The sequence below is a fragment of the Photobacterium indicum genome (genome assembly GCF_003026215.1).
Taxonomy (GTDB): Bacteria; Pseudomonadota; Gammaproteobacteria; order Enterobacterales; family Vibrionaceae; genus Photobacterium; species Photobacterium indicum.
Map to the genome: position 1 here is coordinate 15,943 of NZ_PYOC01000021.1, position 23,521 is coordinate 39,463.

General features: G+C 40.4%; 20 protein-coding genes and 1 pseudogene. 12 read left to right on the top strand and 9 right to left on the bottom strand.

From position 1 onward, the window contains the following. Window positions 1–150: 150 nt before the first annotated feature. The 5 genes from C9J47_RS26495 to C9J47_RS26515 all read left to right on the top strand — a co-directional run bounded on the left by C9J47_RS26495 (window position 151) and on the right by C9J47_RS26515 (window position 6,316). Window positions 151–1,143: a CobW family GTP-binding protein gene (locus C9J47_RS26495; protein WP_107257005.1), complete on the top strand. Its 993-nt coding sequence runs from the start codon at window positions 151–153 to the stop codon at window positions 1,141–1,143. Window positions 1,144–1,234: 91 nt separating this feature from the next. Beyond that, window positions 1,235–2,620, top strand: coding sequence for a TldD/PmbA family protein (locus C9J47_RS26500; protein WP_107257008.1), 1,386 nt, complete (start codon window positions 1,235–1,237; stop codon window positions 2,618–2,620). Further along, window positions 2,620–3,963, top strand: coding sequence for a TldD/PmbA family protein (locus C9J47_RS26505; protein ID WP_107257010.1), 1,344 nt, complete (start codon window positions 2,620–2,622; stop codon window positions 3,961–3,963). Before C9J47_RS26500 ends, C9J47_RS26505 begins: the two co-directional genes overlap by 1 nt. A 226-nt stretch (window positions 3,964–4,189) precedes the next feature. Beyond that, window positions 4,190–4,684 carry a hypothetical protein gene (locus tag C9J47_RS26510; RefSeq protein WP_107257012.1) on the top strand — a complete coding sequence of 165 codons (495 nt, stop codon included), beginning with the start codon at window positions 4,190–4,192 and terminating at the stop codon, window positions 4,682–4,684. Between the two features lie 12 nt (window positions 4,685–4,696). Beyond that, a complete protein-coding gene (locus tag C9J47_RS26515) occupies window positions 4,697–6,316 on the top strand; it encodes an ABC transporter ATP-binding protein (protein WP_107257015.1) in 1,620 nt (539 codons plus the stop codon). Window positions 6,317–6,485: 169 nt separating this feature from the next. Here the strand turns inward: C9J47_RS26515 and ansB are convergent, their stop codons facing one another. The 4 genes from ansB to C9J47_RS26535 all read right to left on the bottom strand — a co-directional run bounded on the left by ansB (window position 6,486) and on the right by C9J47_RS26535 (window position 9,469). Continuing rightward, window positions 6,486–7,550 carry an L-asparaginase 2 gene (gene ansB / locus C9J47_RS26520; protein ID WP_006229544.1) on the bottom strand — a complete coding sequence of 355 codons (1,065 nt, stop codon included), beginning with the start codon at window positions 7,548–7,550 and terminating at the stop codon, window positions 6,486–6,488. Window positions 7,551–7,858: 308 nt separating this feature from the next. Then, window positions 7,859–8,110, bottom strand: a complete 252-nt coding sequence (locus C9J47_RS26525; RefSeq protein WP_107257017.1) for a hypothetical protein — start codon at window positions 8,108–8,110, stop codon at window positions 7,859–7,861. A 91-nt stretch (window positions 8,111–8,201) separates the two neighbouring features. Then, window positions 8,202–8,654, bottom strand: a complete 453-nt coding sequence (locus C9J47_RS26530) for a hypothetical protein (RefSeq protein ID WP_211321795.1) — start codon at window positions 8,652–8,654, stop codon at window positions 8,202–8,204. 362 nt (window positions 8,655–9,016) lie between these two features. Beyond that, window positions 9,017–9,469: an acyl-CoA thioesterase gene (locus C9J47_RS26535; protein WP_107257019.1), complete on the bottom strand. Its 453-nt coding sequence runs from the start codon at window positions 9,467–9,469 to the stop codon at window positions 9,017–9,019. Between the two features lie 462 nt (window positions 9,470–9,931). Here C9J47_RS26535 and C9J47_RS26540 point away from each other — a divergent pair, with 462 nt between their 5' ends. Then, on the top strand, window positions 9,932–10,951 hold the full coding sequence (locus C9J47_RS26540) for a Preprotein translocase subunit SecY (RefSeq protein WP_211321796.1): 1,020 nt from the start codon (window positions 9,932–9,934) through the stop codon (window positions 10,949–10,951). A 144-nt stretch (window positions 10,952–11,095) separates the two neighbouring features. Next, on the top strand, window positions 11,096–12,664 hold the full coding sequence (locus C9J47_RS26545) for a phospholipase D family protein (RefSeq protein ID WP_107257023.1): 1,569 nt from the start codon (window positions 11,096–11,098) through the stop codon (window positions 12,662–12,664). Between the two features lie 88 nt (window positions 12,665–12,752). On the opposite strand, the gene hppD is transcribed toward C9J47_RS26545, so the two are convergent. Next, window positions 12,753–13,829, bottom strand: a complete 1,077-nt coding sequence (gene hppD, locus C9J47_RS26550) for a 4-hydroxyphenylpyruvate dioxygenase (RefSeq protein WP_107257025.1) — start codon at window positions 13,827–13,829, stop codon at window positions 12,753–12,755. A 347-nt stretch (window positions 13,830–14,176) separates the two neighbouring features. On the opposite strand from hppD, the gene C9J47_RS26555 reads away from it, so the two are divergent. After that, a complete protein-coding gene (locus C9J47_RS26555; RefSeq protein WP_107257028.1) occupies window positions 14,177–15,157 on the top strand; it encodes a CHAD domain-containing protein in 981 nt (326 codons plus the stop codon). Window positions 15,158–15,243: 86 nt separating this feature from the next. On the opposite strand, the gene C9J47_RS26560 is transcribed toward C9J47_RS26555, so the two are convergent. Beyond that, on the bottom strand, window positions 15,244–15,726 hold the full coding sequence (locus tag C9J47_RS26560) for a glutathione peroxidase (protein ID WP_107257049.1): 483 nt from the start codon (window positions 15,724–15,726) through the stop codon (window positions 15,244–15,246). A 146-nt stretch (window positions 15,727–15,872) separates the two neighbouring features. Here C9J47_RS26560 and C9J47_RS26565 point away from each other — a divergent pair, with 146 nt between their 5' ends. Further along, on the top strand, window positions 15,873–16,433 hold the full coding sequence (locus tag C9J47_RS26565) for a hypothetical protein (RefSeq protein ID WP_107257030.1): 561 nt from the start codon (window positions 15,873–15,875) through the stop codon (window positions 16,431–16,433). An 88-nt stretch (window positions 16,434–16,521) separates the two neighbouring features. Here C9J47_RS26565 and C9J47_RS26570 read toward each other — a convergent pair whose 3' ends face one another. Then, the gene (locus C9J47_RS26570; RefSeq protein ID WP_107257032.1) at window positions 16,522–17,541 is read right to left on the bottom strand and encodes an adenosine deaminase; all 1,020 of its coding nucleotides are present in this window, start codon (window positions 17,539–17,541) and stop codon (window positions 16,522–16,524) included. Between the two features lie 197 nt (window positions 17,542–17,738). On the opposite strand from C9J47_RS26570, the gene C9J47_RS26575 reads away from it, so the two are divergent. The 3 genes and pseudogenes from C9J47_RS26575 to C9J47_RS26585 all read left to right on the top strand — a co-directional run. Continuing rightward, complete coding sequence (locus C9J47_RS26575; RefSeq protein WP_107257035.1) at window positions 17,739–18,836, top strand: AI-2E family transporter; 1,098 nt, start codon at window positions 17,739–17,741, stop codon at window positions 18,834–18,836. A 237-nt stretch (window positions 18,837–19,073) separates the two neighbouring features. Then, entirely contained in the window at window positions 19,074–19,601 is a 528-nt protein-coding gene (locus C9J47_RS26580; protein ID WP_107257038.1) for a DUF3087 domain-containing protein, read from the top strand. An 854-nt stretch (window positions 19,602–20,455) separates the two neighbouring features. Further along, window positions 20,456–20,782: pseudogene (locus C9J47_RS26585) on the top strand (IS1595 family transposase); the annotation flags it as partial. An 83-nt stretch (window positions 20,783–20,865) separates the two neighbouring features. Here the strand turns inward: C9J47_RS26585 and C9J47_RS26590 are convergent. Both C9J47_RS26590 and C9J47_RS26595 read right to left on the bottom strand, forming a co-directional pair. Continuing rightward, window positions 20,866–22,545, bottom strand: coding sequence for a phosphatidylinositol-specific phospholipase C domain-containing protein (locus tag C9J47_RS26590; RefSeq protein WP_107257040.1), 1,680 nt, complete (start codon window positions 22,543–22,545; stop codon window positions 20,866–20,868). A gap of 403 nt (window positions 22,546–22,948) precedes the next feature. Beyond that, the coding region (locus C9J47_RS26595) for an endonuclease/exonuclease/phosphatase family protein (protein ID WP_107257042.1) at window positions 22,949–23,521 on the bottom strand (573 nt) is incomplete at its 5' end.

Genomic DNA, 23,521 nt, shown 5'->3' on the forward strand with positions numbered 1-23,521 from the left:
CCTATTAGGCGTACTTTCGTCTAAATTAGCGTGTTTTTCGACCACTTTGGTCATGCAAAAAATACCTCTCTTCTACCTACGGCTCTTTTTAAGTAACATGGATGTATTGAAGACGGTTACCCCGTCGTTCCCAAGGAGATCTGTCACAGCATGAAACGCATTCCTACTAATATCATCACGGGCTTTTTGGGTGCTGGTAAAACAACCTCAATTCTATCTTTATTGGCTCGAAAACCTGAAAATGAAAAATGGGCAGTGTTAATTAATGAATTTGGCAACGTCGGTGTCGATGGTGCAATCCTTTCTCAACAAGGGGCGATCATTAAAGAAGTGCCTGGGGGTTGTATGTGTTGTGTCGCAGGCTTGCCTATGTCTGTGGGTATTAATGCTTTATTAGCCCAAAAACCTGATCGTTTATTACTTGAACCAACAGGCTTGGGTCACCCTAAAGAAGTCATTGCGAAGCTTACTTCGGGCATATATGAAGATTACATCGACCTTCGTGCAACCATTACTGTTGTTGATCCTCGCCATTTTGCTGATACCGCGTATACCGACAATTCCAATTTCCAAGATCAGCTCGCGCTTGCCGATGTGGTTGTCGCCAACAAAATCGATGAAAGCACAGAGTATGACCTCATCGCATTTGAACATTTTATTGAAAACAGCCAACCAGCAAAAGCAGCGATTGGTAAGGTTCAGCAAGGTGAGCTTGAACTTAGCTGGCTAGACGTTGAACGCCTAGAACGAGAAGCGCAACATAGCCACCATCATCACCACTCAGAAAGTGCAGATATGGCGCCGTTACCTGAGTTTGAATTAGCCCCAGGACAAGTTTTTATTCGTAAAGAAAATAGCGGTCAGGGCTATCGCAGCTGTGGCTGGTTTTTTGCTGCCGATCAAATTTTCGATTTTTCCAAGTTATTTACACTATTCTCAAATATAAGTGCCCAACGCGTTAAAGCCGTTGTTAACACTGAACGTGGTTGTATTGCCTTTAACGTGGTAAACCAAGTGGTATCTATCAATGAATTATCGTTAGATGGCTTTGAATCACGTATCGAGTTTATCGACAAAGAGCTTCTGCCTTGGGATGAACTAGAGAGTATTTTGTGCTCAATAGTTAAAAAAGAGTCTTTATAATTCATAGAATCAACCTATCACACTAATAATGTGAACACGTTATCGATTAGTGATAGGTTGATCTGGTTATTTTATTCAGCAAGGAGCAACCATGCTAAACCCTGCTACTGCTAAAGCAGTTATCGATCATGCCCTCTTTCTTGGGGCTGATTTTGCCGAATTATTTGTAGAACATCATCAATCAAGCTCTGTAGAATTAGTCTCGGGTGAGGTTGATAAAGTCAATTCAGGTATCGATTTTGGTATCGGTATCCGTTTGTTTTTTGGTTATAAAGTACTTTACGGTTACACCAATAGCACGGAAGAAGAAGAATTAAAACGTGTTACTAGCCTACTTACCGCAAAAGATAAACGCGATCAAATCATTGATGGCGTAGCACTAAATCTTAACCGTTACACCAATAAACATACTTGCCAGTACCCACTGAGCCAAGGTGCAGAACTTGCACAAAAGATTGCCTTCTTAAAAGAAGTGAACCATGCAGCCCGCGCTGAAAGCGACAAAATCTCTCAGTTTATTGGCCGTATGTTGCAACGTGAACAACAAATCGAAATCTTCAACTCTGAAGGTCTTCATATTGGTGATACCCGCCATTATACCCGTATAGCAGCGACTGCAATTGCACAAAATGGTAGCGACCAATCTACCGGTTTTGAAGCACCGGGCGCATTAACGGGCTGGGAGTTTCACAACAGCGTAAATGCGAAAGATCTTGGTCAACACGTGGCTAAACAAGCCATGGTTAAACTATTTGCCGATCCTTGTCCGTCTGGTGAAATGCCAGTGATTATCGGTAACGGCTTTGGCGGTGTTATTTTCCATGAAGCCTGTGGTCACCTACTGGAAACCACATCAGTTGCAAAAAAAGCCTCGGTTTTCCACGATAAAATGGGCGAAATGATTGCCAATACTGTTGTTAACGCAGTTGATGATGGCACCATGACGAATGAATGGGGTTCTATCAACATCGATGATGAAGGTATGGAAACCCAACGCACTCAGCTTATCAAAAACGGTAAGTTAACCAGCTTTATGGTGGATAAATTAGGCGGCATGAAGACTGGTTATGCGCCAACAGGCTCTGGTCGTCGTGAATCATACAAATACGCACCAACTTCTCGTATGCGTAATACCTTCATTGAAGCAGGCAACAGCTCGCTTGATGAAATGGTAGCCAGTGTTGAGCATGGAATTTATGCGCCGAAGATGGGCGGTGGTTCTGTTCAACCAGGTACTGGTGAATTTAACTTTGCCGTACAAGAAGCCTACTTGATTGAAAATGGTAAGATCACTAAGCCATTGAAATCAGCTACATTGATCAGTACTGGACCTAAAGTATTGAAAGAAATTAGCATGGTAGGTAATGACTTTGCATTAGCAGCTGGCATGTGTGGATCTATAAGTGGTTCAGTGCCAACAACTGTTGGCCAACCGGCACTAAAAGTTGACAATATTCTTGTTGGGGGTGGTAACTAATGGCTGATCAAAACAAACTTCAGAATGCGATTGACCACGTATTAGAAAAAGTAAAAGCGGCGGGTGCGCAAGCCGATGTTATTGCCAACCGCAGTAACAATTTTTCACTGAAAGCCAACGACGGTGAACTTGCAGAATATAAAGTCACATCTGGTCAAGTTATTGGTGTACGCGTAGTGAAAGATCAGCGGGTAGCCACCAGCTATTCTGAATCATTAGCGCCAGAAAGCCTTGATATCATGCTTGAACAAGCACTGCAAAATGCTCAGTTCTCTCAGCAAGATGAACATCAAGCTATTAGCTGTATTAACAGTAAGATCACGACTAACATTGCTGAAATCTATCAACAAGATGACGCAACAGTTGATGATAAAATTGAAATGGCGTTAGCGCTTGAAAACGGTGTGGTATCAAAGCCTCACGCTTCTAGCTCGCCATACAATGGTTTCGCAGAATCAGACAGCCAGATCATTCTTGCGAATAGCCAAGGCACACTTTGTCACCATCAAGAACGTTCTACTTATTGCTATGCATACACCTTGTACGAGCAAGACGGTAAACAATCGATGCATGGTGGCATGTCTTCAGGACGTCACTTTGACCAACTCGATGCAAACTTCTGTATCAATCATGGTTATGACATCGCTCAAGCTTTGCTTGATGGCGGCCCTATTGCGACTCAAAACTACTCTGTTGTTTTCGACCTCAGCTCGCTAAGTAACCTGTTTGGTGCATTTAGCATGAGCCTGTCAGGGCAGTCGGCAATGAAAGGGATAAACCCTTGGCGCGACCTGTTAGGCCAGCAAGTTGCCAGCTCATTGCTGACGATTTCTGATAAAGCGATTGTTGAAGGTGGTTTTGCAATTAAGAGCTTCGACAGTGAAGGTTTTGCTGCCCGTGACACCATTCTAATTGGTGAAGGCAAGCTACAGAACATGCTTCACAATAGCCATACAGCTAACTTCTTTGGCATTGAAAATACCGCTAATGGTTCACGCTCAGCAAAAGGTGGTTTAGGCGTGTCACCTCGCCATACAGTTATTGCTGCAGGCACAAGTTCAGATGCAGAAGTTACGGCGGGCGAATACCTTGAGCTTATCGAACTTCAAGGGGTTCACTCTGGAGCTGATGCTGTAAGCGGTGATTTCTCGTTCGGCGCGAGTGGTTTCTTATGCCGTGACGGTAAACGCGTTCAAGCTGTTCGTGGTATTACCGTTGCTGGTAACTTCTATCAAATGCTGAAAGAAGTTGATGCCGTAAGTAACACCCTGAGCAACGATTACGAGCGTGATTTCTTTGCACCACAGATTCGTTTTGCACGTTTGAGCATTGCGGGCAAATAGAACAACAGTGAGTTAGTCTGACACACAAAAATAGATCACAACTGTGGTCTATTTTTTTAATAACAGATATTAAAAATTTTATAGTCAAATACCTTCCCTATTCTGCCGTCATTAATCCCCAAGAAAAACACTCGCACAACTAAGACTTAAAGAGAGGTAATTGATTTACCCTGCAAGTGATAATAAATATCATTATCGTTAGGGTTCTTATAAAGCGAGGTTACTTATGGAATTACAGCAATGTTGGGTCCGTTATTTAAAAGCAGAGCAGCTTATGGAGCAAGGCCACTGGCCTGAAGCACATCACCTATACAGTGAAGTGTTAAATAACCTTCCTGTACATATCCATCTCGCTTTAGAAGACGAGAATATTAAACCCTGTCAATTCTCATGCTTATTAATCGCATTAAGTGATGCAACTGTCGCACAATCATCAATACTTAATCGAATGGGGCAATATCAGGGGGCATTTGCAATCTTGAATCAATCTTATGCCTTGTTGCAATTTATCTCTCTTGAAACAAGCCTTCTTGTTCAACGCACAAGCTCGACTCTCGATAAACAAAGTGACGATCTTCTGCATTATATGGGGGCTTTTTGTATCGCTCAAAGTGATTCTCAATGGATGGCAGAATACGAACAACTACAAAAAGCACACCATTACTTTGCCCAATTAAAAGTAACCCCAGATTCATTTCACCCAATGCATCTCATCAATTGATAAGGATATATCATGCCAGACCAAGCCATTCTTCAAGTTCGTAACCTCTCTGTCAGTTTTACTACTAATGATGGAATGGTCGATGCGGTGAAAAATATCAACTTTGATTTACACGCTGGCGAAACACTTGCCATTGTAGGGGAATCCGGTTCAGGTAAATCTGTCTCGAGTAATGCGTTAATGTGTCTATTACCAGACAATGCCATTATCTCTTCACAATCGAGCATTATTTTTGACGATGAACCAATATTAGCAAAAACCGAACGTCAAATGCAGTCTATTCGAGGCGAGCGTATTGGTATGATTTTCCAAGAACCGATGACCTCTCTGAACCCTTATTTACGGGTGGGCATTCAGGTTGCAGAAGCGATTATGTGTCACCGCCGTATATCTCAATCTCAGGCAAAAACCCGTGTTTTAGAGCTTTTTAAGCTTGTTCATTTACCCAACCCTGAACAAGCTTATACTAAGTACCCTCACGAGTTTTCAGGTGGTCAACTGCAACGTATTATGATTGCAATGGCCCTTATCAATGAGCCCAATATTTTGATTGCTGATGAGCCGACCACTGCGTTAGATGTGACGGTTCAAGCTGAAGTTCTCGATTTAATCAAAGAGATCCAAACTAAAATGGGAATGGCGATCCTGTTTGTTACTCACGACCTTGGTATTGTTAAGCACTTTGCTGACCGCGTACTGGTAATGTGCAAAGGTGAAATAGTGGAAGAAGGCAAAACAAAACAACTTTTCCACGCCCCGCAACATGAATACACACAAATGCTGATCAACTCAATCCCCAAAGGTCAGAAAGATCCCATCACAGCCAATGCTCCCGACCTTCTTCATGCTGAAGATATTCGAGTGAAGTTCCTAATAAAATCTCACTTCATTAAAAGTAGGAATCAGTACTTTGAAGCGGTAAAAGGTATTTCATTCACACTAAAACAAGGTGAAACCTTAGGGATTGTAGGCGAATCTGGCTCCGGTAAATCAACACTAGGTCGCGCCATTATTGGCTTACTTCCCTCGACGGGTAAAATTGCTTACAAAGGAATCGACCTTAGTTCACTCACAGATAAAGAACGCTTTGAACTGAAAAAAGACGTACAAATGGTCTTCCAAGACCCTTACGGTTCTTTGTCACCTCGTATGACGGTAGGAGAAATCATTACTGAAGGTTTAACGGTGCATCAGCCTCATTTGTCTAAACTAGAGCGTTTGCAAAAGGCCCGTGTAGCACTTGAAGAGGTTCGCCTAGATCCACATTCAATTAACCGTTACCCTCATGAATTTTCAGGGGGGCAACGCCAACGTATAGCGATTGCTCGTGCGTTGATTCTTGATCCATCCTTTATTTTACTCGATGAGCCCACATCAGCACTTGATCGCTCTGTTCAACTCACTGTGATTGATTTACTTAAAGATATTCAAGCCAAAAGCAATATAGGCTTTCTGTTTATTAGCCATGACCTTTCTGTCGTCAAAGCGCTGTCTGATCGAGTATTAGTAATGCAAAATGGGGAAGTAATGGAACAAGGCACAGCCGAAGAGATATTCCATAATCCTCAGCATGAGTACACGAAAAATTTGATCAACGCTTCGTTTGATTTAGATGAAGAAGCAATACCTTAGGTATTAATTAATTTTCAGAGCTGGTCATATTTATGGCGGATTATATTTTGATCTGGCCATACTTATTGCAGGTTTCAGGACGGGTTTCATAATACAAAAAAGCCGCAAAAATGCGGCTTTCATTATTCTAAAATCAACTCTAACATCAATATCTGGCTAGAAGAGTGGCTTAATAGAATTGGAACATCTTTTGAACTTCTTTGTAATCTTGAGTTTGTGTTAAAGACAACATCAATAAAATGCGGGCTTTTTGTGGATTCAATGTACCTGATGCCACGAAACCAAATTTAGCATCATCCACTTCTGCATCAAGTGTTGTTGAACCCGTTGGTGTACGAGAGCTACGGACTACCATAGTGCCATCTTTACTCGCTTTTACTAGCTCATCAAAAATAGTGTGGTACATATTACCGTTACCCACACCTGCACTTACAATGCCATCATACTTAGCATCTATCAGTGCTTTTACCGGTAAATCTGAAGCATTTGCATAGTTATATACGATACCGACTTTAGGTAGCTCTTTTAACTTAGATACATCAAATACGGTATCAGACGTATGCTTGCGTTCTGGGCTACGCTGATATTTTACATCACCATTGTGGATATAACCTAGCGTACCAAAGTTTGGCGATTGGAACGTATCAACTGATGTTGTATTGGTTTTAGTCACATCACGAGCATCGAATACATTGTCGCTCATCGCAACCAATACACCACGCCCCTCAGAATCTTTATCTGCAGCTGTTACAACAGCATTGTATAAGTTCATTGGTCCATCAGCACTCATAGCAGTCGACGGACGCATCGCCCCAACAAGTACCACTGGCTTATCGCTTTTAACTGTTAGATCAAGGAAGTAAGCTGTTTCACCCATAGTATCTGTACCGTGAGTGATAACGACACCGTCTACATCATCTTGTGCAAGTAATGCGTTAACTCGATTTGCCAGTGTTAGCCAAACTTCATCATTCATGTCTTGAGAGCCAATTTTAACGACTTGTTCGCCACTAATATCCGCAATTTTTGTCATATCAGGTACAGCAGCAATCAGCTCATCGATACCCACTTTACCTGATGTGTAGTTAGATTCTGTTGCTGATTGGCCTGCGCCTGCAATAGTGCCGCCAGTTGCGAGAATTTTAATATTCGGCAGATCGGCAGAAGCAAAAGAAAATGTGCTGAAGCACAAACCAGCAACAACCATACCTAAGCGAATTGGATTATTTTTCATTGTTATACACCTATAGAGATTCATCTGGAGTTATTTAATTAATCCAGAATTCTAGCCTGATGTAATAATACTTTTGTGGTAGGCATCACTTAAATGAATATTCAAATAGTGATCTGTATAACAAAGCGGACAGGTGTAACCAATAGATTAACGAACATAAAATCAAAGTAAAGATGATGACTTACTGGTTATTTACGACTTTAACAATTACACCGCTAATCACCCAATTCATCGACAACAAGTACGAATAATTTACCTTTTATACCATTCAGGGTAGGTAAATGGTCAGATACTTGTCTAGATTGCTATTAGTATCCAATCGCCAAATCAGGGTCAATCTGATAATAAGTATTTACAGAAGAATCGCCTAATTCTGGCTCAAGAAATTCACGAATACTATCGATAGATTCAGCTTCCCACATGCACTGGCAAAGCCCCTCACGTTGGCTGAGCATGGTCGAGTGTACTCGCATACCAGACGGTGGATGCGTTAATGCCCCACTGGCTTTTTGCCAAAATTGTTCGGGATCGGTAATTTCATGTTGAATTGCAATAAACATAGCGACTCTCTCTTTTCTATTGAGTATAGAAGCCAAGAATATAAAATGTAGAAAGAGCCGCTAAAGCAAAAAAAGTATCGATTATAAGACGCTATAAAGGCGAAACGGCTACATCTTTTAAGGCACGTAAATACGCTTTTTCAGATTCAATATACTCTAATGCTTTTTTCGCACGATTCCACTCAGGGTAAATGGCACGACGTTTCTGATTGAGTGAATCAATATATGCAAATTGTTCAACGGTTGCTTGGGATTTTTTTTGAATTCGATCAACCTCAAATAAAACGTGGCTTTCATTTACAAGAAGTTGGTTGAACGTTTTGAATTTAAACTTAGTCAATTGGGGCCAAATTTCATAATGTGCACTAAGCAATGATTGCTCAATGGGTTTAATCTCATCACACAGTACTTGATACCAAGCATACGCCTGCCCTAAACGCTCATACATAACACGTTCACGTTCTGTGTAATAAATCTGAGTTGTACGATCCTTTATCCTGTGTGCGATGCTTTCCGTTGCATCAGGTTGAGGTTGATTGCTCACCGCGTTATCTCATCCTAAAAGTGCAATTGATTGGTTTACGGACCTTAATGAATTCTCACCAACGCTGTAACTGTAGATACAGTATCGAGGGAATGTGAACGTAAGATGTCAATAAACAGCAAAAGTTCATCTTTGGCTTCATGGATAATATTTCGCGTTTTATATGCTCAAAATAACAGCGAATCAGCTTATTTTGTTGTGCTTAAGGCGGTTTAGGCATTATCAATTAAATTCGTGAATGCCGATGTGGGGTATGCTGATATACCTGTAACTAGTCATGTAGCAGTGCCTTTAAAGACTGCTACATGTCTTTTTTTAGCTAAGAAACGATAAATTACATCTATATATACAGCAGTAGAGCCTTATACTCTTTCTACCACTTTCAATTCATCCCCTTCAATATCGATAATGGTATCGCGTAAATGCTGAGACAAATTATCTGGCTTTTTATTCTTAAAATTAAACATAACGACTTTTGCACTACCGACAGTCGTTATTGCATTTAACTTCTTACTATAAATTTCATATGTCATGGTGAAACGATCGTCTTTAATTTCAGATACGCGAGAGCCAACATATAGCGTATCCGGGAAAGTGACTGGTAGCTTATAGCGGCATGTTGTTTCACCCAATACAGGGCCAACACCGGTCAATTTCATATCTTCCATCAACTGTACTTTATTAAAGTAATCAATACGTGCAGTTTCCATATAACGAAAATACACCACATTGTTCACGTGATTTAACGCGTCCATTTCCCCCCATGCCACAGGGATTTCTGTAATCACTGAGTAACCTTTCAGCATGTCAATCATGTTAGCTCCTTGCTTTTAATGAATAGCAGTTAATGAAACATTCAAGTGCAACGCTTTAAAATTCAAACGACCGCTTGAAGTAATTAATCTAGCTTTGATTTAACAAATTTACAACAAATGTATTTCAATAGTGTGCAGTACACTTTGTGTACCGTATATAAGCGGATAGCGCCTTATGTTTCTTTCGCTATGTGGCACGTAATGAGCGTTGTTGAACTTTTATCTCAATTAACTGATTAAGCTTTGAACAGTTATGAAAGCGGCGTGTGAATTTTCATCGAGAAGACGCCGCAACCCGTGTTTTATAAGGGCTTAGAGTGTTTTTTAGGGTATCCTATGCTCCCTTTTTATAGCTTGCCGGCATGCCCGTCACGCTTGTGTGCATTTTGCCCTAAATACAGATAGCCTCTTATGCTTTACAACGAAAATTTACCAGTAAGATACCCGAAAGGGACGTTCGCAATGTGGACGGTTTATAGCTTTACTGGCGCATCTATCCTTGCGTCTATTGTCTTTTCTCTGCTTCTATTCTTGTCCATCGATGACGATCCATTGATGAAGGTGTTATTCGGCGGTTTAGCGGTTATTTTTGAACTAGGTAAGTTTTTTGCTTGGTATGAAGTTGGCGAGCGTAAATCTCGTCGTAATTACAGCGGCACCTTTTCTGCCTTCACATTCTATGCAGTTCTTGCTGCTATTTCGATTGGCGGTTCTGTTGGGGGCATTAACAGTGCAACGAATAAAGCACAAGGTCACGTGAATGTTCAACAAAGTAAAATCAACGCATTCAATATGCAGATTGAATCTATTGATCAGCAAATAGCATTGAATAATGATGCCGCAGAAAAATACATTCAGATGGAACGTATTGCGATGGGCGTTGCACGTATTCAAAAAGAAAATGAAAAGTTACGTATTCAGCAACAAGAACTGGCGATGCAACGTGATAGCTTACCTATTGTTGGACAAGGTTCAGTACTAGGTTTAATCGATAGTCTGGCAAAATCGCTGAATATTGGTACGCAAACTGCCCAGCTAGGTTTGGTGATTTTTCTATCAGTACTTCTCGATTTCTTTGCTGCGTTCTTTGTTGGTTTAATTGGTGAAGAACAACGTTTTCGTAACCAGTTCCGTCGAATCAACCCAATCACTATCGATGCTTTCAATAACACTGAGCCTAAAAGCCCAGAGCTATTAACGCATACGCTTAATCCATCTGATATTGGCACCAGCGAAATTAATGCTGAAATGATGGAAACAGCCGCGAAAGAACAAGAAGACGTTGAACCTAAAACACTATACGAACAAGCGGTCGATGCATTAAGTAAAAACCAAGTAAATTGTAGTAAACGTGCAATGGCAAGGTTTCTTAAAACAAGCAGTGATGATATTGATGGTATTTTTAAGCAATTACTCGATGAAGGTTTTGTCAGTAAAAAACCGAATAATCATTACCAATGGCATGGCTTAACAGAAAGTTAAGCCACATATCCCCCCTTCTTAAAGAGGCTCATCAACTTGATGAGCCTCTTTTTTTATCGCTAAAATATAAAAAAAACACCAATAGCCAAGCAAACGCAGTTACACTTTTATTAACCTTATAAATATCGTAGACAACTATTTAATATGCTTCTTTTTAGGCGAGTTCAACCTAGTACACCTTTTCTTAAATTATCACCAATTTGGTTATTAGCGTGTACCATTTTAGCGTTAACGGGTTGCGCTAAACATATAGAACAAGAAAAGGAAGTGATGTACTCGATCCCTGCCAATAAGCATACGAGCCTTTCAAAGTATGCAGCTCCTTATATTACTGCACACCCTGATAAAACGGGGTTCTATCCATTAGGTGACGGTCAAGAAGCTTATTTTATGCGACTAGCAATGATTTATGGTGCAGAAAAAAGTTTAGATATTCAGTACTATATTTATCGCGATGACAGCACAAGTTCACTGATGACATGGTATTTATATCAAGCAGCAGAGCGTGGAGTACGCGTTAGAATTCTTTTAGATGACATGCAAGCTCGTAATGATGCTGCATTAGCCAAACTCGCCGCCCACCCTAATGTAGAACTCCGCTTGTTTAACCCGTTTGAAAACCGAAGCATGCGGGCTGTTGGTTTTCTCGGTGATTTTAACCGTTTGAACCGTCGTATGCATAATAAGGCGATGATTGCTGACGGCGCTTTCGCCATTATTGGCGGTCGAAATATCGGTGATGAATATTTCTCAGCCAATAACAATGTTGAATTCGGTGATATTGACTTGCTTCTATTAGGCAAGGTTATTCCTGATATTGCCCACCAATTTGACGTATATTGGAACAGTGAGCCTGCAACACCCGTTGAACACTTAGTTGGTAATGTGAAGCCAATAACAAAAGCTGATTTAGATGCATGGAAAGAGTCCAAACTAATTTATCTAACACGCTCTGACTACGCGAAATCACTTAAAGAGCTCCCCGTTATACAACGACTAATGGAACATTCCCTTCCGCTGTACTGGAGTAACGCTAAATTAAGTTACGACTCACCGAATAAAGTAAATGCAGACAACCCTACCAATCAATCTGATGACGGCTTATTGCTACATAAAATTTCAGCGGTACTTAAACAAACAGAAAACAGTTTACTCATTATTTCGCCTTACTTCGTTCCAACAGAAGATGGGGCAAAAGCTTTAGCAGAAGCCGCACGCCAAGGGATAGACATTACAGTGATTACCAATTCATTAGCTTCAAATGACGTATTTTCTGTGCATGGTTGGTACGCGAAAAGGCGTAAAATATTATTAGACAGTGGTGTTAAGTTGTATGAAGTTAAAGTAGGACAAGAACAAGACAAAAAGCACTCTTGGTTAGGCAGCTCACGTACCAGCTTACATGCAAAAGTCTTCATCATAGATAAATATAAAACCTTTGTTGGGTCTTATAACTTCGATCCCCGATCTGCTTATTTGAATACTGAAATGGGCGTTTTCGTAGATTCTCCTCAATTTGCAGAACAATCAATACAAGCCATTTTATCTTCCCTCAAGAATACAACTTATCGTTTAAAACTTGATAACGATGGTGATATCACTTGGGTCGATGATATAACGGGCAAGCAGTACAATACAGAACCCGACACCAGCATTTGGCTACGATTTGGAGCTTGGTTTTCAGGGCTGCTTCCAATAGAAAAACACCTTTAGGTAAGCACTCAGATTAAGAGCAAGCCTAGGCGCTTGCTCTTATTCGTGAGAGATCGAGTGGCTTCATCTTTTACAGTCTAATTTTCCACTACTCTTCTGTAGCATCAATCACACCGCGGCGTATTTGATCTAACTCGATAGACTCAAACAATGCTTGGAAGTTGCCCTCACCAAACCCTTCATTACCCTTGCGCTGAATAATTTCAAAGAACACAGGACCAATAACAGTATTCGTGAAAATCTGTAAGAGAATGCCGGTATCGTCACCATCAATCAGAATATTAAGATCTTTAAGCTTTGCCACATCTTCTACATGTCCCGTCACCCTCTTATTAACACCTTCATAATAGGTGTGAGGTGTTTCCATAAAGGGTAATCCCCCCTCTTTCAGCTTTTTGACGGTACTGTAAATATCTTGGGTGCTAAGTGCGATATGCTGAATACCTTCACCGTTATATTTATCAAGGTATTCTGCTATTTGTGACTTATCATCGTGTGATTCATTGATTGGGATACGAATTTTCCCGCATGGCGCGGTTAAGGCACGCGAAAGTAGCCCTGTCGATTTACCTTTTATATCAAAATGGCGAATCTCATGAAAGTTGGCAATTTTTTCATAGAAGCTCGCCCAAAGATCCATGTTGCCACGTTTTACGTTGTGGGTAAGGTGATCTAAATTTTCTAAACCAGCATCTAAACTGGCTAGACGCTGCTTATAATCAGGATAGTAATCAAAATCGATTTCATAAATATCATGCTCGCCGAAACGATCAACCAGATAAATGAGCGATTCACCAATGCCATAAATAGCAGGAATATTCAGTTCCATCGGTCCTGCTTGCGCTGCACATGCCGTAGCACCTTTTTCTACCGCATAAGCCAATGCTGCACTTGAATCATCAACACGAAACGCCATGGCATTTACGCTTGCACCATGCGTACTCGCAAATCCTGCAGCTTGTGAATGGCTTTCGCTATTAACTATGAAATTAATATCACCTTGTCGGAATAGCCACACTGCTTTATGTTTATGTTTTGCAATTTCAGCAAAACCCATTAGCCGAAATAGGTTTTTTAGATTAGCAATACCTTCTGGGGTTGGCGCTGTATATTCAACAAACTCAAAGCCATCCGTTCCCATTGGATTAAAGTTAGTGTTTTCCATCCATTTATCCTCACTTTGTGTTGATACTAATGTTAGTCACGTAATCATTTTATTAATCTTCGTTGCTACTTATAGGATTAGCATTAATGTGCTGATGATGAGAAGTCTCGCGACAAAACAATGTTAATGAAATGTAAATCAACGCCGTAAACATGGCTTGCCATTCATTGATTGAATGTACTAACTCGCTTTTTCGATGAAAAGTCGATGCCAATGTCGCATAACACCCGTTATCGGTTTAACACAATTTTTATTTATGCGGTTTTGCTATCAGTTTGCTTAGCTTTACAGCGTTATGTTTTTAAAGGTGTATTCTTATACTTAGTAATGCATAAAAAGGGGTAGTAATGAATGTAACGAAGCGGGATAAATTAGCACTTCCTTCACGTAAGAAAGACAAAATTAAACTATCAGCTAAAAAAGAGGTTTATCTTCCCGTTCATTCTTATCTCTTTGCTGAGTTTAATCATGCTCGTAAACATGAGTCTGGATTGCTAAGAGATGATGACAGTGAATTTTTACATCAATATAGGGTATCGCTTCGTAGATGCCGTGCTATCACAACGTTGATGAAAGGTATTTTTCAACCTGAACATAGTAAAGCATTAACAAATAACCTAAAGATATTGATGCAAAAAACCAATCGACTACGCGATCTAGATGTCTACCTACTAAAGATGGATGACTACTTTGATTGCTTAGAACACAAACATCATCAAGGGTTAGCACGTTTTTTTGATGATTTGCAAAACCATCGTAGAAAAAGCTTTAAAGAGGTAAAGCTATGGATAAAAACAGATGATTATCAGCAACAGTGCCTAGAAATAAAAGAAGTGATTGAACAATTAAGACAGAATCCATTAGATGAGGGGAAAGAACCAAGCCTGATATATGGAAAAGAAATGATCGATAATCGATACCATAAAGTATTGGTTATATGCCAAGCATTAACCCTAAATAGTAGCGATGATGACATTCATCATCTGCGTATTGAATGTAAAAAGTTACGTTACTTATTGGCGTATTTTTCTCCCCTATTTTCAAACGAAATCATTACCAAGCAAATTTCCACATTAAAAGTGTTACAAGACAGCTTAGGGTTATTCAATGACTCTTCCGTTCAGCAGATATTCTTAGCTGACTATTTAACCGCTCGTAAACCCACCAGCCACCGGTACCTAGCAGTAGATCAATTACTTACAATTACTCAAAAAGAGCACCTCGTAACAAAACAGAACATCATAAAGCAACTCTCTCAATTCACTGATTCAACAAATATTGAGAGCTATGATGCACTTTACGCTCTACCACCTACATCAAACGAATGACGCCACCTAGACTGTATCTACTCGATAACATCCAACGGCGTTTTCATCATTTAACATTCGATTATTTGACGATAACAAGCATATGGTTATGCCTTTAACGCTCGAACAATATCTGCTTCCATCGATTCTGGTTTCTTGGTAGGAGCAAAACGCTTTAATGGTTTACCCTCACGACTAATCATGAATTTAGTAAAATTCCATTTCACCTTAGAGCCAAATGTACCGGGCAATGCTTTCACTAAATATTGAAATAGCGCGTGACTATCCGCACCATTTACATCAACTTTCGCAAACATTGGAAAATCGACACCGTAATTAATCAAACATGATTCAGCGATATCTTTATTCTCACCCGGCTCTTGCCCACCAAATTGATTGCATGGAAAACCAATAATCACTAAACCCTGATCTTTATATTTTGTATACAAATCTTGTAAGCCGCGATATTGAGGTGTAAAACCACATTCACTCGCCGTGTTTACTACAAGTACGATCTTGCCTGCAAACTCATTCATCGATACGCTTTCACCACGTATATTATCTGCTGATATGTCATAAAAAGTCGTCATCGTCATTCTCACACGTATATGGGGGATTAAAAATCCATTCTGCTTCCACTATAGCAAGTGATTTTAGAGTCAAATATCTAATTCGTTATTTTTCCAACCCAATCACGTATAATGTGGAAAGATTTTTGCATTTAATGACTTAGAGCATGACAGACTTACTAACCGAACTAAAAGCAATAGGCTTAGAGCAACTCACCTTTGATGATCAGCAACGCATCGAACTTGACCAGTTTATTACGGTTTGTTCGCCTTTTTTTAACTCTATATGCCAGCAAAAGCCTGATAGCCCTCGTCATGATTTACTACTAGGCGTAATGACCAAGGCTCAGAGCGAAGCTCAACTGGATTTTGAGCAAAAGCGTCAAAGCCTTCATAATATGCAGCAAGTCTTTAAGAAAACAGTAGGTAAAGAACATGCTGATAAGTTAGTACCAACAGACAGTAACCAGCTTATTGTTATCACAACATTGTGGTTACTCGTTCAAGGCTATCAGGGTATTGATTTTAGCTACGCAAATGATCACGCAACAGAGGTTGCTAACCTGCTATCGGATGATAAAGAAAGTGATTCTTCTACACATACCGACACGCTTCGTTCTGGTTTTATGCAAGCTTATTATATTAGTGTTGATAACGCGCAAGCAAATAAGCCTGCCACCAGCATGATGGATAAAATGAAACAGTGGTTACAACGTTCGTTCTTTTAGCATTTGAATGTTTGATGTTTGAAAGAAAAAACGAATGTGTCATGATGGAAAAAATTTCATGGCACACCCGTATTCACAGCGTATATATTCATAAAATGGGCTTTAATTGCTTATCAATATAATGTTGCAGCACTTCTTTCAAGGCAGTTTTCTCTTCCAATGTGAGAAAGCTTGCTTCGATTGCATTCTCGGTAAACTTAGCCAGTTCGCGTTTTGATGGGTTAAGAGCATGCGCAACAGCAAGGAAGTTATCTACCATATAACCACCAAAATAAGCAGGATCATCAGAATTTACCGTCACACATAATCCTTTGCGCAATAACTCGACAATATTGTGATCACGCATATGATCAAACACTTTAAGCTTTACATTCGATAATGGACAGACAGTGAGTGGTATTTGCTTTTCCATTAAATGCTGTACTAATGATTCATCTTCAATGCACCTCACTCCGTGATCGACACGAGATATGTGCAACATGTCTAACCCATCCCAAATATTACTAGCTGGTCCTTCTTCTCCTGCGTGTGCAACCGTCAAAAAACCAAGTTCTTTTGCTTGCTCAAAAACACGCTTGAATTTTTCAGGTGGATGACCTTGCTCAGATGAATCTAAACCAACACCAATGATTTTATCTTTATATGGCAATGCTTGCTGAAGGGTTTCAATCGCATCTTCTTCGCTTAAATGACGTAGAAAACACATAATTGTGTGGCTACTGATATTAAGTTGTTCTTGGCCATCCTCTAACGCACGAGTTATACCGTTAATAACGGCATCAAAAGGAACACCACGGGCAGTGTGCGTTTGGGGGTCAAAAAAGATCTCAGTATGAATAACGTGATCCGCCTTACATCTTTTTAAGTAAGCCCACGTCAAATCATAAAAATCTTGCTCGTTTAACAACACTTGAGCACCCTGATAATAAAGATCGAGAAAAGATTGTAGATCATCAAAATCATAAGCAGCTTGTACTTGAGCAACACTCTCATAGGGTAAATCAATACCATTGCGCTTAGCTAACGTAAACATAAGTTCGGGCTCTAGGCTCCCTTCGATGTGTAAATGCAGCTCAACCTTAGGTAACGTCTTTATGAATCCATCCATATTATTCCCTTTCATTATTTGACAGCATTAGAGATAAATACTTTAACAATAGTGTAGCCAACCAGAGTCAACCCATGCGTCAATTTTCCTTTTAAACAAAACCTTCAACTATGTTCTAAGATTATCTCTATCGACTATATTTTCTAACCTTGTAAACAAACAACACATTCCAGATATTATTAATGACGGGACACTCAATGAATAATCAAACGCCCGACGACAAGAAACAAAGTCAATTTTTTATCAATAACATGGTCGAGTCAGCAATACGTGTTGGCTTGTTATTTATTCTGTTAGCGTGGTCTTACGGTATTGTAAAACCCTTTCTAATTCCCGTTCTGTGGGGTGCTATTATTGCCGTAGCCCTCATGCCATTAACGGTAAAGCTCGAAAACATGTTGAAAGGAAAGAGAGGATTATCCGCCACCGTTATTGCTCTTATTGGCATTCTAATTCTCACCGTTCCTTTTGTTATGTTTTCTATTTCAATGGTTGAGTCTGTAGAAGGTATCACCAGTACCATCAGCTCAGGTACGTTGAAGATTCCAGGCCCGACAGAACGAATTGCAAACATTCCCATTATTGGCCAGCAAATCTTCGATGTATGGCAACTTTTTTCGACCAACCTAGAAAAAGCCTTCACAAAATTCTTACCACAACTAACATCCGGTTTAGCAATGATGGCATCGGTTGTTGGTAACAGTATCGTCAGCATCTTGATGTTTGTTATTTCACTATTAATTTCAGCCGCTTTTATGGCGAATGCAACTAGCATTTCAAAATCTGTCAATACACTTTCTGTTCGTATTGCGGGTGCACACGGCGAAGAATGGGCAACGCTATGCACAGCAACGATCCGTAGTGTGTTATTGGGGGTTGTCGGGGTTGCCTGCATTCAGGCATTTCTAGTGGGTATCGGTGTTTTCGCAATTGGTTTGCCTACTGCAGGGTTAATTACCATTTTGGTTCTAGTACTCGCTATTGCTCAGCTACCTGCTTTATTGGTTGTCGCACCCGTTATTGCCTATGTATATTCCATTCATGACTCAACAACTGCCACCATTTTTGCAGTATGGACTTTACTTGCTGGGTTAAGTGACAACTTCTTAAAACCTTTATTAATGGGCCGTGGATTAGATATTCCTATGCCAGTTATATTACTGGGCGCAATAGGTGGCATGGTGTCATCTGGCATACTAGGGCTATTTATCGGCCCTGTTATACTGGCTATTTGGTATCAACTATTTAATGAGTGGATGCATGAAAGTGAAAAAGAAGATAACCAAGCTCAGTAATCAAAACGATGTGATTAATGAAAGCAAAGATGGGTATGTTCTGAAAGCTAAGAGTACAGAGTAAGTGAGTTGCCGTTAACAACTATCACTTTGTGGGGGGATTTCGATTCCCCCACCCAGTTAGAATCAACATATTTCATAATAAATTTCTGTTATTTCACACATAACTCTCCCCTTGCGAGAAAAAAAACGTAGAATGCATCCATATTAAGAGTCACACATGGATGCTAATTAAACATGAAGATCATGGAAATTGACAAGGCTGTTTATCGTAAGAATATTAATCGAGTGATTGTTTTTTTTGTTGGCAGTTTAGCCGTATTATCGCTCGCTTTTGGTGCGCTATTAATTGCGGTGTTTGGTGCTGAAACAGTTGCCCGATCTGGTTCTACAGGCAATTTTCATCTCAATTTGATCGGTGTAGTTTTGGCTGCTATCGTTTGTGCCAGTGTATTAAGTCGATTAAGAGATAAACCATATCTTAAAGAAATCTATTACGTTTGGCAGTTAAAACAACTGCACAATAAAATTTATCGAAAACTGGCTAAGATAAAAAACAGAGCAGAATTACATGATGTTAATGCATTAATAATACTAAAATTCTATTATTCGAGTTTAAAGCAAGTCTACTTACTGGATAACAATTCACTCACGTTAGCAACATTAGAAAAAGACATTATCAAATTAGACTCTCAAATAATATCGCAAAACTTAACAATTTCTACTGATCAATTTGAAGCTGATCTATTAAATAAGATCGTTTAGTCATCTTAATAACGAATATAAAATACGACCAGCATACACTTTCATTGCGTGTTGCTGGTCAAATTCGCCTCTACGACAAACTTGACCATGTAAAACTAACGTAAAAATACTCTGTAACCCATAATGCTGATTAAACGTATCACCACACTTCATGCGGCATGCTTAAAGCTAAAAATATAGTGAAAAAAAATCTGACTCCCATTCATCATTTTTGCAAATTGCTCTCAGTTCAAACCAATTCTTTATCTTTTGAATCATTCTCATTACTCCTTATCGATAAATCTTATCTACAGCCATGCTGATATACTTCATTGTGATAGTAGCTCAAGTCATTGAACTTTAATCGCTTATATTCTACCCCTAAAAACTCGGCTTACACGTGTAAGCCGACTCAGAGTACAACTGTACGCTGAATGGGCATTGAGATCAACAATCTAAAGTGAATACTCTACTTTGATAAATGTAACAAAATAAGACAGAAAAAAAGGAGGTGATACAGCAATGAAAATTGCTATATCATTTGATATACATACCGTGGGTAACATCACTATTGTATATTATTTTACTGTTCAGTGATTCTGTTGGTATAAAACGAATAAAAGAAAAATAGTTGTGAATATAAAAATCCTACCATATAAATCATTACACTTATTTACACCCTCCAATACTAATGGACATAATTATTATCTTTAACATTTAAAATGTGGTCATTTCCAGTATGTCGTCATACGTTAAACCTACAGCCGTCAAGTAAGCACCTAGTTTATAAAATGCATCATGAAACGGCTCCTCAGGATTACAGCTTATAAGTTTGTCTCTACGTGCAGCGGTAACACCGGACTGATAATGCCGCTTTATCTCCCTTGGCTGATAAGGATGCGATACTTTGTACCGATGGCGCTGCGGTTTATAACGCCTTCTGTAAAGAATTGGGGATTGCGCATGAGGTAATTCACAGCCAAGGTCCCCGAGCGCGAGGTGTTTTTCACATTCAGAATGTGAATGCCTTTGATAGTCGACTTAAAGGGTGGATGTATCGATTTCATGGAGTGGCAACAAAGTATTTGGGGAATTATTTAGGTTGGCGTCGGATGCTAGAGCGTTATCGAACGGCAATCACGCCCGAAGATTGTTTATTAGAAGCTGTTGGGCGCACGCCGCAACAGCTTATTCAGACATAGCCATAAAAAAGGCCCTCTATGACTAGAAGGCCTGTTTATGTTTTTCGTTTATATAAAATAGGCGACTTAAAATCTAATAAAACCTACTCAGCAAATGGCACCCAACGATCGCCGATAGCACGGTAGTTCATCCAGAATTGAGCACCCTCATTGACCGACTTCACAAACAGGCTCAACTCCCTCGCGTTGGTCGGTACGGTAAAGCGTGAGTCGGCGAACTCATTACTGCAGATCGCTTGTGCTTGGTAATAGCTCACCGCTTGGCTGGTAGCCTGAATTTGACCTTCGCGGTTCATGCAAAGCGCAGGATACTGCTCGCTTTGACTTGCAGTGGCAAAATGGGCATAGCCATCAGAGCCCACCGATAACTTAACATGCTGTCGACCAACTCTCGGTGTCTCCAGACCGTTTCGCCAGCTAAAGATATGATTGGCAATATAGCCATCGGCATCATCGGGCAGGAACTGATCGCGACCGATAAAGTTGATGCCGCACTCCAACGCAGGTCGCACTTGCGATACCGGCAAATAATGATCCCAAACCCAACCGCGCTTGTCTTCAACAATGGTACTGAAACGACCCAGATCCCAAGCAGGCAGGCTTGATGGACAACCAGCAGCATAGTCATGGTCATCACTGGTCTCTGGTCCCATTCGATTCCAGATCACGCTACGGTAGTCGGTATTGTTACCGCAATCACCGTTAAAGGCGAAGAACATGATCTGCTTGCCGTCATCGAGTAACTGTTTGGTGGTCAAGGATTCCGGCGCATAGTTACAGCCATTGCCAGCATCTCGAAAGACCATATTGCCGAAGGTTTCAATGATCTCTCGGGCTACATCCTGCTCATAGCCTTCATTCTTGCTAGAGTGCTCAAACTTGACATAGATAAACTGCCCGGGATTGACCCTCAGCCAGTTTTTGATCTCAGACATGACCCGCACAAAACTGGTGCCGCTGGTATCAACCTTGTGTTTGAGTGTACGACCGACAACATCAATCTCAATCGCCCGCACCCCTGACTCCAACTGCTCGACAATAGAGGTGGACTGATTGGGTTTAGCACTAGCCCAGTAATAATCGCCCGAGTTATAGGAGTTATGAGTACCCATCCAAGTAGCTTTGTAGATGGGTGAGTAGGTTACTAGCTCGTTCTGCGCCGCCATCTGCTCCTGTAGCGTTGAAGGTTGACGGGTGTGAACCCTAAAACTGTCAGCCTCATCATTGAAACTATGGTCTTTAAGGTTGCCAGATGAGCGTATCAGGGTGACGCTACTGTTGTTGAAATTGGGGTAGCGATACAAAGTAGCGCCGGCATTGCCGCTAAGAAATACTGAACTCATCTCGTTGGTTAGATCAGCTATCCCCATATCAGCGATCCCCTCTCCCGCCATCGAGCACATCGGAGTACCAGCATAGCCTGAATCTTGATAGAGGCACGCAAAATCGTCGGTGGTTCTTTCCAAAAGATCGAGTGAGGAGATGCTGTCATTCAGCCTTTTAAACAGGAAAGTATCCTGCATCACTGTGGTGGACTTGCCCCCTTGGTTGCCATGTTCATAAACTTTGACATAGGCGTTGCCATAAAGTCGAATCGCCGTGACCTTATCGTTCATACTACTTGGCATATTCTGCTGGCCCAGCTGCTGAGTACACCATTTCTGCCCAAGAAAGTTTTCATCTTCGTAGAAGCACACTTTGGCATCCTCCGCCCAGGCGGTGCCAGATAACAACACAGATGCTATCAATATAGTTTTTTTCATCAGAGATCCTGCTCTTATAGTTAATGAACAGAGTAACGACAGCATACCCATTGCTTCAGCGCATTGCCGCAAGATAGATATGAGAAAACACGCACCCTGGGTGCTGAGTCTGATCTTAGAGACACAATGTCGATGTGGCACCACGCAAGGTGCATGAACTTCCTGCTGTCATATTTTCAGCCAAGACATTCGCACGTCGTTACGATCTTTTTCTGCGATGCCGAGCTCGGTTTGAGCTCAGCAGAGCAAGATGTACTGTACCTGCCATAGTTGGAACCAATCAAAAACACGGCTCTCCAGCATTAGACTTAGTATCTTCAGAAACTTGTAGGCAGGTAACATCATTGTATTACTAACATGTTTAGTTACGGGGTTAATATTGAATGCTTAAATATCATCAATACTATTTAGGCTCGACATTTGAAATAACAGATAGATGATCGGAAGAATAAATCCCATCTTTAATGACATTGACATATTTAAAGGTATTAACGCGCAGCTTATCATTCACAAAAATATAATCAATGTCTTCAGTAGGCTCTTTAAAATAACCATGATATGTATATTCCTTACCGTCAATACCTTCAAATGGCTTTATAGTTGTAGATCTCGCATCATTAAATAAACTGGTTAATGCTTCATATGAAGCGACGTCACTTCTTTCAAAGTTTAAGTCACCTAAAACAATAACTGCATCATTATCATCACCAATAATTTCTTTGGCTTTCTTACTTAATAATTTAGCACTCTGCTGCCGTGCGACTTTACCAATATGATCAAAATGAGCATTAAATACGAGTACACGTTTACTTGACTCTTTGTCTTCAAGTCTTACCCAACTTGTAATGCGAGTTAGATCTGCATCCCAACCAACACTAGCGACAACCTCTGGGGTTTCAGAAAGCCAAAATGTACCACCACCAAGTTTTACATACTTATCAGCCCTATAAAAAATTGGGACAGCCTCGCCTTTTGT